The 14,710-nt window shown below is 60.4% G+C and carries 17 protein-coding genes; 7 read left to right on the top strand and 10 right to left on the bottom strand.

The window, feature by feature from the left end; translation table 11 throughout:
- Window position 1: 1 nt before the first annotated feature.
- Window positions 2-499 carry a MarR family winged helix-turn-helix transcriptional regulator gene (locus M5B97_RS01405; RefSeq protein WP_248730502.1) on the bottom strand — a complete coding sequence of 166 codons (498 nt, stop codon included), beginning with the start codon at window positions 497-499 and terminating at the stop codon, window positions 2-4.
- 50 nt (window positions 500-549) lie between these two features.
- Between M5B97_RS01405 and M5B97_RS01400 the strand changes: the two genes are divergently transcribed.
- The gene (locus tag M5B97_RS01400; RefSeq protein ID WP_248730501.1) at window positions 550-2,055 is read left to right on the top strand and encodes an FAD-dependent oxidoreductase; all 1,506 of its coding nucleotides are present in this window, start codon (window positions 550-552) and stop codon (window positions 2,053-2,055) included.
- Here M5B97_RS01400 and M5B97_RS01395 read toward each other — a convergent pair.
- On the bottom strand, window positions 2,042-2,605 hold the full coding sequence (locus tag M5B97_RS01395; RefSeq protein WP_248730500.1) for a TetR/AcrR family transcriptional regulator: 564 nt from the start codon (window positions 2,603-2,605) through the stop codon (window positions 2,042-2,044). The genes M5B97_RS01400 and M5B97_RS01395 overlap by 14 nt on opposite strands.
- A 140-nt stretch (window positions 2,606-2,745) precedes the next feature.
- Here M5B97_RS01395 and M5B97_RS01390 point away from each other — a divergent pair, with 140 nt between their 5' ends.
- The gene (locus tag M5B97_RS01390; RefSeq protein ID WP_248730499.1) at window positions 2,746-3,438 is read left to right on the top strand and encodes a glutathione S-transferase; all 693 of its coding nucleotides are present in this window, start codon (window positions 2,746-2,748) and stop codon (window positions 3,436-3,438) included.
- A 91-nt stretch (window positions 3,439-3,529) separates the two neighbouring features.
- Here the strand turns inward: M5B97_RS01390 and M5B97_RS01385 are convergent, their stop codons facing one another.
- From M5B97_RS01385 to M5B97_RS01370, 4 genes are all read right to left on the bottom strand, one after another.
- Window positions 3,530-4,090 carry a cysteine hydrolase family protein gene (locus tag M5B97_RS01385; RefSeq protein WP_248730498.1) on the bottom strand — a complete coding sequence of 187 codons (561 nt, stop codon included), beginning with the start codon at window positions 4,088-4,090 and terminating at the stop codon, window positions 3,530-3,532.
- 64 nt (window positions 4,091-4,154) lie between these two features.
- Entirely contained in the window at window positions 4,155-4,592 is a 438-nt protein-coding gene (locus M5B97_RS01380) for a GNAT family N-acetyltransferase (protein ID WP_248730497.1), read from the bottom strand.
- A 19-nt stretch (window positions 4,593-4,611) separates the two neighbouring features.
- Window positions 4,612-5,130, bottom strand: a complete 519-nt coding sequence (locus tag M5B97_RS01375) for a helix-turn-helix transcriptional regulator (protein ID WP_248730496.1) — start codon at window positions 5,128-5,130, stop codon at window positions 4,612-4,614.
- Entirely contained in the window at window positions 5,127-5,645 is a 519-nt protein-coding gene (locus M5B97_RS01370) for a DJ-1/PfpI family protein (RefSeq protein WP_248730495.1), read from the bottom strand. The genes M5B97_RS01375 and M5B97_RS01370 overlap by 4 nt, the downstream gene beginning before the upstream one ends.
- 242 nt (window positions 5,646-5,887) lie before the next feature.
- Between M5B97_RS01370 and M5B97_RS01365 the strand changes: the two genes are divergently transcribed.
- From M5B97_RS01365 to M5B97_RS01355, 3 genes are read left to right on the top strand one after another with little or no spacing between them, the layout of a single operon-like run.
- Window positions 5,888-6,592, top strand: coding sequence for an alpha/beta hydrolase (locus M5B97_RS01365; RefSeq protein ID WP_248730494.1), 705 nt, complete (start codon window positions 5,888-5,890; stop codon window positions 6,590-6,592).
- Window positions 6,593-6,648: 56 nt separating this feature from the next.
- Window positions 6,649-7,281, top strand: coding sequence for an NAD(P)H-dependent oxidoreductase (locus M5B97_RS01360; protein ID WP_248730493.1), 633 nt, complete (start codon window positions 6,649-6,651; stop codon window positions 7,279-7,281).
- A gap of 24 nt (window positions 7,282-7,305) precedes the next feature.
- The gene (locus M5B97_RS01355; protein WP_248730492.1) at window positions 7,306-7,614 is read left to right on the top strand and encodes a YciI family protein; all 309 of its coding nucleotides are present in this window, start codon (window positions 7,306-7,308) and stop codon (window positions 7,612-7,614) included.
- Window positions 7,615-7,693: 79 nt separating this feature from the next.
- Here M5B97_RS01355 and M5B97_RS01350 read toward each other — a convergent pair whose 3' ends face one another.
- On the bottom strand, window positions 7,694-8,338 hold the full coding sequence (locus M5B97_RS01350) for a TetR family transcriptional regulator (protein WP_248730491.1): 645 nt from the start codon (window positions 8,336-8,338) through the stop codon (window positions 7,694-7,696).
- Window positions 8,339-8,449: 111 nt separating this feature from the next.
- On the opposite strand from M5B97_RS01350, the gene M5B97_RS01345 reads away from it, so the two are divergent.
- Window positions 8,450-9,106 (top strand): class I SAM-dependent methyltransferase, encoded by a 657-nt coding sequence (locus M5B97_RS01345; protein WP_123718535.1) that lies wholly within the window; start codon window positions 8,450-8,452, stop codon window positions 9,104-9,106.
- Window positions 9,107-9,109: 3 nt separating this feature from the next.
- On the opposite strand, the gene M5B97_RS01340 is transcribed toward M5B97_RS01345, so the two are convergent.
- Window positions 9,110-9,730: a LysE family translocator gene (locus M5B97_RS01340; RefSeq protein ID WP_248730490.1), complete on the bottom strand. Its 621-nt coding sequence runs from the start codon at window positions 9,728-9,730 to the stop codon at window positions 9,110-9,112.
- Between the two features lie 133 nt (window positions 9,731-9,863).
- On the opposite strand from M5B97_RS01340, the gene M5B97_RS01335 reads away from it, so the two are divergent.
- Complete coding sequence (locus M5B97_RS01335) at window positions 9,864-12,065, top strand: OsmC domain/YcaO domain-containing protein (RefSeq protein WP_248730489.1); 2,202 nt, start codon at window positions 9,864-9,866, stop codon at window positions 12,063-12,065.
- Window positions 12,066-12,134: 69 nt separating this feature from the next.
- Here the strand turns inward: M5B97_RS01335 and M5B97_RS01330 are convergent, their stop codons facing one another.
- Entirely contained in the window at window positions 12,135-13,301 is a 1,167-nt protein-coding gene (locus M5B97_RS01330) for a cystathionine gamma-synthase (protein ID WP_248730488.1), read from the bottom strand.
- Window positions 13,298-14,674, bottom strand: coding sequence for a cystathionine beta-synthase (locus M5B97_RS01325; RefSeq protein ID WP_134657426.1), 1,377 nt, complete (start codon window positions 14,672-14,674; stop codon window positions 13,298-13,300). The genes M5B97_RS01330 and M5B97_RS01325 overlap by 4 nt, the downstream gene beginning before the upstream one ends.
- Window positions 14,675-14,710: the final 36 nt, after the last annotated feature.

The following is a 14,710-nucleotide window of genomic DNA, read 5'->3' as shown; positions in this document are numbered from 1 at the left end:
GTCAGTCGTTATCTTGTATGGCACGTACCGAATCGTCCTTGATGTCCTCGGCAAACTTGCGCATCAGCCGCACCAGATTGTCGAAATCGCCTTCGTCCCACGTGGAAAAGATCGACATGCCAATCCTCTCCCGCGCCTCGTCCACGCGGTCGGTCATGACCTTGCCTTTCGCGGTGATGACCGACTCTCGCACCCGGCGATCAAGCTTGCTCTCCTGGCGCAAGATCAGGCCGAGGCTTTCCAGCTTCGCCACTTGACGACTGACCGTGGTGTAGTCGCGGCCTACACGGTCGGCCAGTTCGACCACGCCAATCGGACCCAGCCGCTCCACCAGCACCAGCAGCGGAAACAGGGCGCGATCCAGGGCAATACCGGCTTCACGGACCATCGCTTCATCGCGTTGCGGGCGATTCATCACCCCCACGATCTCAACCAGCGAGCCATGCAGATCGCGCAGTTGGGCGGATATATGTGCTTTTTGCACATTTTTAATTGACACGGTGTTGGCCTCTCTTAATATGTGCGTATTGCACATATAGGTGATCCAGTATGAAAACGCAATTCGCTGTCGATGTACTGATTTGTGGTGCCGGCGCCGCCGGCCTGACCTTGGCGATCGACCTGGCGAGAAGGGGTATCGACTTCCGCCTGATCGAAAAAAACCATCAGCCTTTCCACGGTTCGCGTGGCAAGGGTATCCAGCCCAGGTCCCAGGAAGTCTTCGAAGACCTGGGGATTCTCGACCGTTTGGTGGCTGTGGGTGGAGTCTATCCGACTGACCGACGCTATCGCGACGACGGCAGCTACAGCGATGCCGAATTCACCCCACCACAGACCCCGACGCCGGCCGAGCCCTATCAGCACCCGTTGATGGTGCCGCAGTTTTTGACGGAACAGGTGATGCGCGAGCGCCTGCTGGAACTGGGCCATCAGCCTGAGTTTGGCTGTGAGCTGATCGGGTTTGAACAGGACGCCGAGGGCGTCTGTGCGCGCTTGGTCGGCAAGGGTGGCGAAGAAAGTATCCGTGCACGTTGGCTGGTGGGGGCTGATGGCGGTCGCAGCTTTGTCCGGCATGCCCTGGATATCGGCTTCCCCGGCAAGACCCTCGGTGTACGCGCGCTGGTAGCGGATGTGATGCTTAGTGGCCTCACGCGTGATGCCTGGCACCGCTTTGGCGAAGGCGATATGCAACGCCAGATTGCGATATGCCCGCTGGCCGGTACCGACCTATTCCAGCTGCAGGGGCCGATCCCGCCTGATGTCGACATCGACTTCAGCGCCGAAGGGCTCACGGCCATCGTTGCCGAGCGCACCGGTCGTGCGGATATCCAGGTGAGTTCCGTGTCCTGGGCGTCGGCCTATACCATGAATGCCCGCTTGGCCGATCGATATCGCGCAGGGCGGGTGCTGCTGATGGGCGACGCCGCCCACATCCATCCGCCCACTGGTGGCCAGGGCCTGAACACCAGCGTGCAGGACGCCTATAACCTCGGCTGGAAGCTGGCGGCGGTGGTGCGGGGCGCGCCTGAGGGCTTGCTCGACACCTATGAGGAGGAGCGCCGGCCTGTCGCCGCCTCCGTGCTTGGCCTGTCGACGAAATTGCTCGGAGCGATGAAAAACGGCGACCTGCGCCGGGGCAGGGAAGTGCATCAACTGGATATCGGCTACCCGCAGTCCTCGCTGGCGTTGGAACACCCCGTGCGCAGCGGCGTTACGGCGGGCGACCGAGCGCCGGATGCGCCGATACGGGATGCGGATGGCCAGCGCCTGCGCCTGTTCAAGCTGTTTCAGGGGACGCACTGGACGTTGCTCGGCTATGGCGTGACGCGCGGGAGGGTAAAGCCAGGGCCCGGTATGCATGTGCATGTGTTTGGACCGGAGGGCGAGGTCAACGACGACCAGGACCATGTTCAACGTGCCTATGAACTGGCTAACGGCGATTGGGTGCTGGTGCGTCCTGACGGGTACATCGGGGCGATGGTTGCGTCAGAGCATCTGGAGAAGCTGGAGGCTTACCTGTTGCAGGTGGGCCTCCAGTCCGTCATGTCGGAATAAGCCCTGCGTCCTGATAGCTCTGAATGAGTTCATCGTACAAGCCAATATCAACGCGCGTGCGAGCAATCAATTGCGCGCCGGCGATGGCGGTGTAGATGGCACGGGCGCGTCGCTCGTTGTCCGCTGCGTCGCCGTTGCCGATTTCCGTGAGCACCTCGGTGAGCCAAGCCACGTTGACATCGGCAAACGCGAGTACCTCTTTCTTCACCTCTTCGGGCAGGTCCTGGTACTCGGCCGCCATGAAACTGGACAAGCACAAGCGATTGCCGCTTTCGAGCGATTGGCGAAAGATGCTCGGGTAGATCCGCATGCATTGCAGCGGGTCGGGGTTTTGCGCGCGTATGGCCTCGAGGGCGCCGGCAGTGTCTTGCCAATAACGCTTGGCCACGGCTGCGCCGAGGTCTGCCTTACTGGGGAAGTGGTAATAGATACTCGCGTTCTTGATGCCCACCGCTTCGCCGATGCTGCGGAAATTGATGCCGCTGTAACCGTAATGCTGGGCGGCGACTTTGGCCGCTTCCAGAATGGCTTCCCGCGCATTTTCGCTCACGTATAGGTTCCTCGGTTCGTAGGAAGAGGGGAGGATTCTACGCTGAAATTTTTTTACCTGCCAACTGGCAGGTAGAGGTTGACAGTTCGAAACAGAGCTTCTAATTTCTACCTACCACTTGACAGGTAGGCGAGCGAATCATGACCACTCAGCAGCACCATTCCGACGCATCCCACACGCCGATGATGAAAATTTATGATTGGTACAGCGGCCCCTATCCGGCGCGGGTGCGAATTGCACTGGCCGAGAAGGGCCTGCTGCCCAACGTAGAGTTCGTATCGGTCAACCTTTGGAACGGCGAGCACAAGCAGCCCGCGTTTCTCGCCCTCAACTACTCCGGGACCTTGCCCGTGCTGCAACTGGGCGACGGCACGCTCATCGCCGAATGCACGGCAATCACCCAATACCTGGATACCCTCGACGGCAACCCGGTGTTGACCGGCAGAACACCGACCGAGCAAGGTCTGATTCACATGATGACCAAGCGCGCGGAAATCGAGTTTATGGATGCCGTGAGTGTGTACTTCCACCACGCAACCCCAGGGCTCGGGCCGGACGTCGAGCTCTACCAGAATGCTGAATGGGGCCTGCGCATGCGCGACAAGGCTGTACGAGGCATGCGCTACTTCGACGGTGTGCTGAAAAATCGGCCCTATGTCGCGGGTAAGGAATTTTCCATGGCCGACATCGCTTTGCTCGGCGCAATGATCTTCGCCGCGCTGGTGGAACTGCCGGTACCGGCTGAATGTGAGGCACTCCACAGGTGGCACGCCAAGGTGAACGAGCGGGCCAGTGTCCAGGCATGGCGAGCGATGGTGGCGCAGGCGCGTTAGAGGCAATGGCTTGCAGAGCTGCGAGTGAAGGCGTCTCTGCAAGCGCAGGCTTTATCCGCGCCTGACGCATAACGACGCATAACGGTTCAGCTCAGCAACGAGCCAGGATTTCGTCGGTCTCCGTGACCCTTGCATAGTCCATCGCAAGGTTGCTCAGCGACAACGCGTGCACATCTTCGGCCGGCCACAGGCGCCCGGACAAATCGGTTTGGTCGAAGGTGTAGCAAGCGTCGGAAACCACCGTCACCTCAAAACCCAGGTTGCCGCCTGAGCGTGCCGTGGCCTCGACCGAGTTATTGGTGATCACGCCGACGATCACCAGTTGCCGGATCGAGCGCGCATGCAGCCAGCGCTCCAGGCCCGTGGCGGTGAAGGCATCCGGGACGTTCTTCTCCACCACATGTTCGTGCGCAAGGGGTTGCAGCGCGGGCTGGAACTCGCACCCCGGCTGGCCCGGCCAGAATACCGAGTCGGGCGCGCGGGAAATATGCCGGATGTGTACGACCGGGCGACTCGATTGCCGCCACGCCTTGAGCAATTGCTGCATCTGCACTTCAGCGCTTGGGTTATTGCGTCGCCCCAGCTTCGACTGGTTCATGCCTTGCTGCATATCGATGATCAGCAGTGCGGCGTTGGTGGCGATGGGGGGCATGGCACATTCCTTTGCTGGTGTGGGTTGAGACCTGTCAGCACAACCTGTGCGTCCAGACGGCGATTTATTTCTGGTACTTCTCAAAGCGGATATCACCTTCTGGTAAATCCTCCACGGGCAGCCAACCGAGGCTTCGATAGAAGCCACTCGCACGGCTGGCCCCCGCTGTTTCCAGCCAGATCGTCTGATGGTGTTGAAATAAGAAAGCCTCTGCTTTATCCATCAGCTTGCGCCCCAGTCCGTGCCCCTCGAATTCGGGTAGAACGAAAGCGGCAAACACACATCCGTCCTCGCTATCAGCCATCGAAAAACCTGCAGGGGTGCCATCGACCTCGGCGACCCAAGCGCATGGAGCTTCTAGAATTGCCTGCCGTACAGTTTCGGGAGTAATCCCCCTATCCGCCAGCTGATCACGGGATAAGTGATTTTCGTGAACGCTGGTTCGAATATCAAAAATGCTCTCGATGTCGGCCACATTGGCGAGCCTGATTGTTTTTTCCATGGCGTACTCCTTTATATGCCTAGCTCTCGATTGCCCCAGCGTCGATTCCCACAGACGCGCGTCCTTTCGCCCAGCGTTTATAATCGGCGGGCGTCATTCCCGTCAGCTGTATGAAGGCTCGGCGGAATGAGGTGTCCTCGTTGTAGCCACAGTTGAGCGCTACTTGTTTAACGCTGGCGCCGGGTACCTGTAGAAGAACACAGGCGGTTTCTATTCTCACGCGTGTGATCAGTTCCTTGGGCGACTCATTTGTCAGGTTCTTGAACCTTCGATGTAGCGTGCGCTCGCTCACGTTCAAGGCCTTGGCGAGGTCTACGGCGGTCAATCCAGGCTTGCCGTGTCGGATGATTTGCTCCGTTTCCAGCAGCAGTGGATCGGCATTGTTGATGAAGCCTCGAGGTGCGTACACCGACTGGGGCAATGGCAAGCTATCCGTCACTGACATATCAGCGGTTAATTTCGCGACGTCCCTCCCGGCGAGAGTGCCGATCACATACAGCGCCAGATCAACCCAGGATAAAGGTCCTCCGGTAGTCACGACGCGATCTTGAGCCTCCACCGCGGAACCCCATGTCGGCAGGGCCTTGGGGAATGCTGTTTGAACACATGGTGAAGCCACCACGTTGTCGTACAGCGCCGGCTGTTCAATAGGCCAGCCTCTCCCAGTACAAACGTACCTGCGCAAGCTGCTCCGACAAGTACACCCTGTTGATGATGGGCGTTGATCCACCGCGCGGCTGGCGCGAGGGATGCAGAGCTGGGCGGCAGTCGATCCGGCCCCAGTGCCATCCCCGTTACGAGCACCGCATCGCACGGATCTGCGTCGTCAAATGCGGCATCCACTGGGATCAGCCGGCCTTGAGCATCCCGCTGCGCCTTGCCATCCGCACTGACTATGACGGTTTCGAACTCAGTGAAGCCGCTGTGCTTCAAGACGGATGACAAGCCTGCCGGGGGCGATCTCAATGCCTGATTGGTCATCCAGAACAGATCAGCCAAGCCGGTGATGGCTGACATCAGGCTGCCTTCTACGGCAATGATCGCAATGCGCATGGTAAATCCTGCCTGATGATCGAGATGGCGAATTTTGCATGAAGTATGGCCGGTTTGGTACCTCACGGTTTTGGCAGGTCACGCCTAGACTGGCGGCACAAATTGCAGAGACGCTCAGCATGACGATGCCATCCCCCATCAATGTTCCCCGCGAAAATGCACGTCGGCGCAGCCCCCTCAGGTGGTTAGCTCGACTCACCGTCTTATTGGGGTTATCCGTGTTGGTCTCTGGAGGCAGCGCAATGGCGGCGGCACCCTTACATTCCGTACGCAACATTGTGCTGGTACATGGTGCGTTCGCCGATGGCTCGAGTTGGTCGCCGGTGATCGAGCGACTGACTGCGATGGGCTATCACGTGACTGCCGTGCAGAACCCGATGACCTCATTGAGCGATGATGTGCTCGCCACCGAACGGGTCCTTCGCCGGCAACACGGTGACGTGCTGTTGGTGGGGCATTCGTGGGCCGGCGCGGTGATCACACAGGCAGGCAACGCCAGTCATGTCAAAGGTCTGGTTTATCTGTCCGCGCTTGTGCCGGACAGCGGCGAGTCTGCGGCTGATCTGCTGGAACGGTTGAGGGCGCCGATGACGGGCCTCGCCCCTGACGCCGATGGGCTGGTCTGGTTGGACGATCCTGCGCAGTTTCATCACGTCATGGCGGCGGACCTGTCGGCGAAGAAGGCCCGCTTGCTGACCGCTGTGCAGCAACCGATTGCCGCCGCCTGTTTTGCCGGAAAGATCGAGCATGCGGCGTGGCACGACAAGCCAAGCTGGTACTTGCTGACCACTGACGACCATGCTTTGGCCCTGCCGGTACAACAGGCCATCGCGCATCAAATTGGCGCCACGACCGTCTCCATCCGCTCCAGCCACTTGTCGCTGGTTTCTCATCCCGATGTTGTCGCCAGACTTATCGATCGCGCGGCCCGCGAATCGGGACGATGACGCCCGCTTTATAGCGCTTTTGAACGCCATGATTTCTTATACCGAGGGCAGCAAGCATGAACGTACTGCATATAGATTCCAGCATCATGGGCAGCGACTCCATCACCCGTGACCTCAGCGCAGCCATCGTTGCGCGCATTCAGGCCATTCACCCCGATACCCAGGTGCAGTATCGCGACCTTGCCAATGATGAGGTGCGGCATCTGAGCGGTTCGATTGCCGCCGGATTCCGGCAAACCGGGATCAGTGATTTTCCGGCAGCCACTTTGCTCGAGCATCAACTGTCGGAGACCCTGGTCACCGAGTTCCTGGCGAGCGATGTGCTGATCATCGGTGCCCCCATGTACAACTTCAGTGTTTCAAGCCAATTAAAAGCCTGGCTGGACCGAATTGCGCAGGTGGGACGCACATTCAAATACACCGAACACGGGCCTGTCGGCTTGGCCGGCGGCAAGCGCGTGATCGTTGTTTCGGCGCGTGGAGGTTTCTACGCCGATGGTCCCTTTCAAAAAATGGATTTCCAGGAAAGCTATCTAAAGGCGTTCTTTGGCTTCCTGGGCATTACCGATATCGAGTTCGTTCGTGCCGAAGGTGCCTCCAAAGGCGAGCAGAGCCGCGATAAAGGCGTAGCGCTCGCCAGAAGTGCGATTCCGGATGCCGTGGCACGCCTGTCGGCAGCCGCTTTATAACCTTTGCCCCGAGGAAATGAACGTATGCTTTATGCAATCACGCTGACTTATAGCCGTCCCGCCGAACAGATTCGAGAGCATCTGGACGCGCACAAAGATTGGCTGGTGAAACACATCAAGTCCGCCAATGTACTCTGTGCCGGCCCGCTGACAGATGAGAGTGGTGGATTCATTCTTGCCCATGCCCAGCAGCTGGCGGACATCCAGGAAATGATGGCGCAAGACCCATTTGTTGCGCATCGACTGGTCACGCTCGACATCGTGGAATCAGATCCGGCGATTCGTTCGGCCGATTTCCCGGCCCATTGGGCTGTCGGTGCGAAGTCTGTATGAAACAGCCATGACGGTGTCGGGCCAAGGGTAGGGGGGGACAGTGCCGAGTGCGCCTCGGGCGATTCCACCTCAACAGGAATCAGCGGGGCGCATTGGCAGGGTCGAGCGCAATCACGTAGGCACGGAACATATCCGCCATGCCGTCAGCGTAAACCGCGATTTCTTCGTCAGTCCGGGGGCTGCCGGAAAAGTCCTTGCCCACCGACTTGAGCGTGGCCAGGATCAACTCGCACGCCAGCGTGCGTGTTTGCGTGCTTACCCGAGGCAATAATTCCAGCATGAACGCCTCGAAAGTCTGCTGGCCCGCTGCTCGCACCTCCTGGGCTTCCGGCGCATCGCGATAGAGCGGTGCCGCATCATTCAGCGCGATCCGCATCTGTGCTTCTTCGCACTCCGACTGGATGAAGGCATGCACTAGGGTGCGCAAGCGATCCAGCGGTGCCTCATCGTACCTTTGCAGAATGCCGCATAGCATCTGGGTGGTCTGCCGCCACTCATCACTTTGCAACCTGAACAGAATCGCCGCCTTGTTCGGGAAGTACTGGTACACCGAGCCCACACTTACGCCGGCCTTTTCCGCCACCCGCGCGGTGGTGAAACGGGTGACGCCTTCCTTGGCCAAAACCTGAATAGCAGCCTGCAGGATCGCCGCCACCAGTTCGGTGGAGCGCGCCTGTTGCGGTTGTTTGCGCGAGGAAATACGCGGGGTCTGGCGGGTGGTCATGGGGGGCTCCGGGCGCAGGGCCAATGCGAATAGCGAAGGCGATGAATCACTCGCATACTTTTAATGCGACGAATTAGTCGCATCCTAGTCCCAACCTGACGGAAAGCAACCATGACGATCCTGACCACCGCGCCCTTGGCGCCATTGATCGAACGCCTCTACACACAAGCCAATGCCGCTACCAGCCCTGTGGTCGACAGCGTCTCGCGCGAAGAGCGTGACCGACTGATGCACAGTAAAACCGAATACCTGGCGCTCTACACGATGCTCAAGGACCTGTGGCTGCCGGTCTCCCGCGACACCGGCAACCTGCTCTACATGCTCGCCCGAAGCAGCCGGGCGCGCGCCATTGTCGAGTTCGGGACCTCGTTCGGCCTGTCCACCCTGTTCCTGGCTGCCGCCTTACGTGACAACGGCGGCGGCGTGCTGATCGGCAGCGAGTTCGAACCGTCGAAGATCGCCCTGGCGCGGGAGCATTTCATTGAAGGCGGGGTGAGTGACCTGATCGAGATTCGCGAAGGCGATGCGCTGGTGACCCTGGCCACAGGCTTGCCGGAAAGCGTCGACCTGTTGCTGCTCGATGGCGCCAAGTCGTTGTATGGCGATGTGCTGGGCCTGGTGGAAAAACACTTGCGGCCAGGTGCCTTGGTGGTGGCCGACAACACCGACTATTGCCCGCAATACCTGGCGCACGTGCGCTCGCCGGATAACGGTTATCTGTCGGTGCCGTTTGCCGATGACATCGAACTGTCGATCCGCCTGCGCTGACCCTCAGCGCTTGCTGAATGCCAGGCGCGCGGCAAACAGCACAAAGATCAGTCCGGTGGTGCGGTCCATCCACCGGATCACCTTTTCCCGGCGCAGGAAACCGGACAATGGCTGAGTCGCGCCAATCAGCACCAGCGACCACACCAGGCCCAGTGCCACATGGATACTCACCAGGCCGAAGGTCCAGGCAACCAGTGAATGGCCCTGGGGGATGAACTGCGGCAGGAACGACACGTAGAAAATTCCTACTTTGGGGTTCAGGGCATTCCCCAGCATGCCCTTGAGAAACCAATTGCCACTGGCCTTGCGGTCGGCCTGTTCCGGCGCCAGGGAACGGCGCGGGCGCAGCAGCATGTTCATGCCCAGCCAGGCCAGATACGCGGCGCCGCAGTACTTGAGCAGGGTATAAGCCACTTCCGATACCGCAATCAACGCGCCCAGCCCAAACGCCACGGCCGCGCCCCACAGCAGGCAACCGGCATTGATGCCCAGGGTGGCCTGCAGCGCCTGGCGCTTACCTTCCACCGTGGCCGTGCGCAACACCAGTGCGGTATCAAGCCCGGGCGTGAGCGTGAGCAGGGTGGCGGCGAAGGTGAACGCAAGCAGGTTATCGGCGATGGACATGGGCGGATGCCTCGGCAGGAATTGGGTAGGACGTTAACCGATCGGCAGGCCATTGGGAAAACCCGGAGACTTCCCGGCGAAAATCCTCATAATAGCGGCCATTTTGTTTAGCTCGTTATTCTGGTGTGCCCCCATGGAAATTAAGGTCAACTTTCTCGACAACCTCCGGCTTGAAGCCAAGTTCGATGACTTCACGGTGATTGCCGACCAGCCGATTCGCTACAAAGGCGACGGTTCGGCACCGGGGCCATTCGATTATTTCCTGGCATCGTCGGCGTTGTGTGCGGCCTACTTCGTCAAGCTGTACTGCCAGACGCGCAACATTCCCACCGACAATATCCGCTTGTCGCAGAACAACATCGTCGACCCGGAAAACCGTTACAACCAGATCTTCAAGATCCAGGTCGAGTTGCCGGCGGATATTTCCGACAAGGACCGCCAGGGCATCCTGCGCTCCATCGACCGCTGCACCGTAAAAAAAGTGGTGCAGGCCGGCCCTGAGTTCGTTATCGAAGAAGTGGAAAACCTCGATGCCGACGCCCAGGCGCTGTTGATGCCCGGTTCCACTGGCGAGACCGGTACCTACATTGCCGGCAAAGACCTGCCGCTGGAACAGACCATCGCCAACATGTCCGGCATTCTGGCCGGCCTGGGCATGAAGATTGAAATCGCATCGTGGCGCAATATCGTGCCCAACGTGTGGTCGCTGCACATCCGCGATGCGCATTCGCCGATGTGCTTCACCAACGGCAAGGGCGCGACCAAAGAGGGCGCCTTGGCGTCGGCGTTGGGCGAGTTCATCGAGCGGCTCAACTGCAACTTCTTCTACAACGATCAGTTCTGGGGTGAGGAACTGGCCAACGCGCCATTCGTGCATTACCCGGATGAGCGCTGGTTCCAACCGGGCAGCAAGGATGAGCTGCCGCCGGAAATCCTCGACGCCTACTGCCTGAAGATCTACAACCGCGAGGGCGAGCTGCGTGGTTCGCATCTGTTCGACACCAACTCGGGCAATGAAGAACGCGGCATTGTTTCGCTGCCATTCGTGCGCCAGTCCGACGGTGAAGTGGTGTACTTCCCGTCCAACCTGATCGAAAACCTCTACCTCAGCAACGGCATGAGCGCGGGCAACACCTTGGCTGAAGCCCAGGTCCAGTGCCTGTCGGAAATCTTCGAACGCGCGGTGAAGCGCGAAATCATCGAAGGCGAGTTTGCCTTGCCGGACGTGCCTGCCGAGGTGCTGGCCAAATACCCAAGCATCCTGGCGGGTATTCAGGGGCTGGAAGCCCAGGGGTTCCCGGTGCTGGTCAAGGACGCTTCCCTGGGCGGTGAATTCCCGGTGATGTGCGTGACCCTGATGAACCCACGCACCGGCGGCGTATTCGCCTCCTTCGGCGCGCACCCAAGCCTGGAAGTGGCGCTGGAGCGCAGCCTGACCGAGCTGCTGCAAGGTCGCAGCTTCGAAGGCTTGAACGATCTGCCGCAGCCGACGTTCGAAGGCCAGGCGGTGACCGAGCCGAACAACTTCGTCGAGCACTTCATCGACTCCAGCGGCGTGGTGTCGTGGCGCTTCTTCAGCGCGCAGTCGGATTATGAATTCGTCGAATGGGACTTCTCGGGCCAAGGCGAAGACTCCAACGTCCAGGAAGCCGCGACCTTGTTCGGTATCCTCGAAGGTATGGGCAAAGAGTCGTATATGGCGGTGTACGAACATATCGGCGCCACCGCGTGCCGTATCCTCGTGCCGGACTACTCGGAAATCTACCCGGTGGACGATCTGATCTGGGACAACACCAACAAGGCGCTGTTCTTCCGCGCCGACATCCTCAACCTGCACAGCCTCAGCGAAGAAGAGTTGCGGGCGTTGCTCGAGCGCCTGATAGACAGCGAGCTGGACGACTACACTGACATCACCACCCTGATCGGCATCGAGTTCGATGACAACACCGTCTGGGGCCAACTGACCATCCTGGAGTTGAAGCTACTGATCTTCCTGGCCCTGCAGCAATATGAAGAGGCCAAGGAGTGCGTGGAAATGTTCCTCCAGTACAACGACAACACCGTCGAACGTGGCCTGTTTTACCAGGCGATGAATGCGGTGCTGGAGATGGAACTGGATGACGACCTGGACCTGGCCGATTACGAAGCCAACTTCCGCCGGATGTTCGGTAACGAGCGTATGGACGCGGTGATTGGCTCGGTCAACGGCACCGTACGGTTCCATGGCTTGACGCCGACCAGCATGAAGCTGGAAGGGTTGGACCGGCATCTGCGCTTGATCGACAGCTACAAGAAGTTGCATGCGGCACGGGCCAGCATCACGGCGGCGCGTTGATAGGCACCTGATGCACAAGGGGCAATGTGGGAGCGGGCTTGCCGCTCCCACATCAGCTCCCCCTCTGCGTCAGATACGGGCCAGGGCCTGAGCCAGATCCGCGCGTAAATCCTCTACATCTTCAACCCCCACCGATAGCCGCACCAACCCATCCCCAATCCCCAACTGCGCCCGCGTGGCGGCCGGAATACTCGCGTGGGTCATGATCGCCGGGTGTTCGATCAGGCTTTCCACACCCCCCAGGCTTTCCGCCAGGGCGAAGATACTGACGTTTTCCAGGAAGCGTGTGGCACCGGCCAGGTCGCTGTTAAGGTCCACTGAAATCATCCCGCCAAACCCGCGCATCTGCCGGCGGGCCAACTCGTGTTGTGGGTGAGACGCCAACCCCGGGTAATACACGCGTGACACTTGCGGCTGTTGCTCCAGCCAGGTGGCCAGTTCCAACGCATTGCTGCAATGGCGCTCCATGCGCAGCGCCAGGGTTTTCACGCCGCGCAGCGTCAGGAAGGCATCGAAGGGGCCGGCGATGGCGCCGACCGAGTTCTGCAGAAAGCCCAGGCGCTCCGCCAATTCGAGGTTATGGCCGACAACGGCGATGCCGCCGATAACGTCGGAGTGGCCATTGAGGTACTTGGTGGTGGAGTGCACCACGATGTCGAAACCCAGCTCCAGTGGGCGCTGGATCCATGGGCTGGCGAAGGTGTTATCGGCTACGCAGATGATCCCGCGGTCCCGGCAGATACGGGCGATCGCACTGAGATCGGTGAGGCTCAGCAACGGGTTGCTCGGCGTCTCGACCCACACCATGCGCGTGTTCGCCTGCAACGCTGCCTCAAAGGCCGACACATTGCTCAGGTCGACGTAGCTGAATGTGTGCCCGGCACTGCGCTGGCGCACTTTATCGAACAGGCGAAAGGTGCCGCCGTACAAGTCGTTCCCGGAGACGATATGCGCGCCGGCATCCAGCAATTCCAACACGGTCGAGATAGCCGCCAGCCCGGATGCAAAGGCAAATGCCTGACTGCCGCCTTCCAGGTCCGCGACGCAGCGCTCCAGGGCAAACCGCGTGGGGTTGTGGGAGCGCCCGTAATCGAAGCCTTTGTGCACGCCGGGGCTGCTTTGCAGGTACGTGGAGTTGGCGTAGATCGGCGGCATCAACGCGCCGGTAGTCGGGTCGGGGGATTGCCCGGCATGGATCACGCGGGTAGCGAAAGCGCTTCTATCGGACTGACTCATGCAAGGGATCTCCGTAGGTGGTTAAGCAGGTCGACGCGAGTGATCAGGCCGTGAAAGCCCGAATCGTCGGCAATAATGGCAACCAGGCCACGATCCAGCTCCGCCTGCAGTTCCGCCAGGCTGGCACTGGGGGCCAGGGTGTGCAACGTGGTGGTCATGGCGCTGGCGACGATCATTTTGAAATCCGCGGCGTCGTGGTGCAGCCCCAGCAGGATGTCGGACTCGTCGATCACCCCGACCAGTTCCTTGCCGTCCACCAGTACCGGCAGTTGCGATACATCGGCCAGGCGCATGCGCTGGAACGCGGTGAGCAAGGTGTCATCGGGGCTGACGCTGATCACCCGGCCGTCTTCGAAGCGGCGGGCGATCAGGTCGCGCAGGTCGCCGTAGTGCTTGTATTGCAACAAGCCTGCGTCCTTCATCCATTGGTCGTTGTAGATCTTCGACAGGTAGCGCGTGCCGGTGTCGCACACGAACGTGACCACACGCTTGGGCTGGGTCTGCTCGCGGCAATAGCGCAGGGCGGCGGCGAGCAGGGTGCCGGTCGAAGACCCACCGAGAATACCTTCAGCCTTGAGCAGTTGGCGGGCGTGGTCGAAGCTTTCTTCATCGCTGATGGAGTAGGCGTGGCGCACGCTGGAGAGGTCGGCGATCGACGGCACGAAGTCTTCGCCGATGCCTTCCACGGCCCAGGAACCGGGGGTTTCCAACTGGCCGCTGCGGCTGTACTCGGCCATCACCGAGCCCACGGGGTCGGCAAGCACCATCTCCAGTTCAGGCTGCACGCGCTGGAAGAAGCGGGTCAGGCCGGTGAGGGTACCGGCCGAGCCGACACCTACCACAATGGCGTCGACATCGTGTTGGGTCTGTGCCCAGATTTCCGGCGCGGTACTGGTTTCGTGGGCCAAGGGGTTGGCCGGGTTGTTGAACTGGTCGGCGAAAAACGAACCGGGAATGTCCTTGGCCAGGCGTGCGGCCACGTCCTGGTAATACTCGGGGTGGCCCTTGCCCACATCGGAGCGGGTGATGTGCACTTCGGCCCCCATGGCCTTCAGGTGCAAGACCTTTTCGGTGGACATCTTGTCGGGTACCACCAGCACCACGCGGTAACCCTTGGCCCGGCCCACCAGCGCGAGGCCCAGGCCGGTGTTGCCGGCCGTGGCTTCGACAATCGTGCCACCGGGGCGCAGGCGACCGTCGCGCTCGGCGGCGTCGATCATGGCCAGGCCGATACGGTCCTTGATCGAACCACCGGGGTTCTGCGATTCCAGTTTGAGAAACAGCGTGCACGGGCCAGTATCGAAGCGGCTGACCCGCACCAACGGCGTGTTGCCGATCAGTTCAAGTACGGCGGGGCGGGGTTGTATGGGCATGTGGTCACCTGGGTACTGAAGGAGCCTGGGGCGGAG

This window comes from Pseudomonas sp. MWU13-2517 (assembly GCF_023242545.1).
Taxonomy (GTDB): Bacteria; Pseudomonadota; Gammaproteobacteria; order Pseudomonadales; family Pseudomonadaceae; genus Aquipseudomonas.
Note: the sequence above shows the minus strand (reverse complement) of the source record. Positions and strands in the feature narration are given on the sequence as shown.

What these genes read in the sequence shown, in the direction of transcription:
- M5B97_RS01400 (WP_248730501.1), top strand. Translation starts at nt 550, where the DNA reads ATGAAAACGCAATTCGCTGTCGATGTACTGATTTGTGGTGCCGGCGCC.
- M5B97_RS01390 (WP_248730499.1), top strand. Translation starts at nt 2,746, where the DNA reads ATGACCACTCAGCAGCACCATTCCGACGCATCCCACACGCCGATGATG.
- M5B97_RS01385 (WP_248730498.1), bottom strand. Translation starts at nt 4,090, where the DNA reads ATGCCCCCCATCGCCACCAACGCCGCACTGCTGATCATCGATATGCAG.
- M5B97_RS01380 (WP_248730497.1), bottom strand. Translation starts at nt 4,592, where the DNA reads ATGGAAAAAACAATCAGGCTCGCCAATGTGGCCGACATCGAGAGCATT.
- M5B97_RS01370 (WP_248730495.1), bottom strand. Translation starts at nt 5,645, where the DNA reads ATGCGCATTGCGATCATTGCCGTAGAAGGCAGCCTGATGTCAGCCATC.
- M5B97_RS01365 (WP_248730494.1), top strand. Translation starts at nt 5,888, where the DNA reads ATGGCGGCGGCACCCTTACATTCCGTACGCAACATTGTGCTGGTACAT.
- M5B97_RS01360 (WP_248730493.1), top strand. Translation starts at nt 6,649, where the DNA reads ATGAACGTACTGCATATAGATTCCAGCATCATGGGCAGCGACTCCATC.
- M5B97_RS01355 (WP_248730492.1), top strand. Translation starts at nt 7,306, where the DNA reads ATGCTTTATGCAATCACGCTGACTTATAGCCGTCCCGCCGAACAGATT.
- M5B97_RS01350 (WP_248730491.1), bottom strand. Translation starts at nt 8,338, where the DNA reads ATGACCACCCGCCAGACCCCGCGTATTTCCTCGCGCAAACAACCGCAA.
- M5B97_RS01345 (WP_123718535.1), top strand. Translation starts at nt 8,450, where the DNA reads ATGACGATCCTGACCACCGCGCCCTTGGCGCCATTGATCGAACGCCTC.
- M5B97_RS01340 (WP_248730490.1), bottom strand. Translation starts at nt 9,730, where the DNA reads ATGTCCATCGCCGATAACCTGCTTGCGTTCACCTTCGCCGCCACCCTG.
- M5B97_RS01335 (WP_248730489.1), top strand. Translation starts at nt 9,864, where the DNA reads ATGGAAATTAAGGTCAACTTTCTCGACAACCTCCGGCTTGAAGCCAAG.
- M5B97_RS01330 (WP_248730488.1), bottom strand. Translation starts at nt 13,301, where the DNA reads ATGAGTCAGTCCGATAGAAGCGCTTTCGCTACCCGCGTGATCCATGCC.
- M5B97_RS01325 (WP_134657426.1), bottom strand. Translation starts at nt 14,674, where the DNA reads ATGCCCATACAACCCCGCCCCGCCGTACTTGAACTGATCGGCAACACG.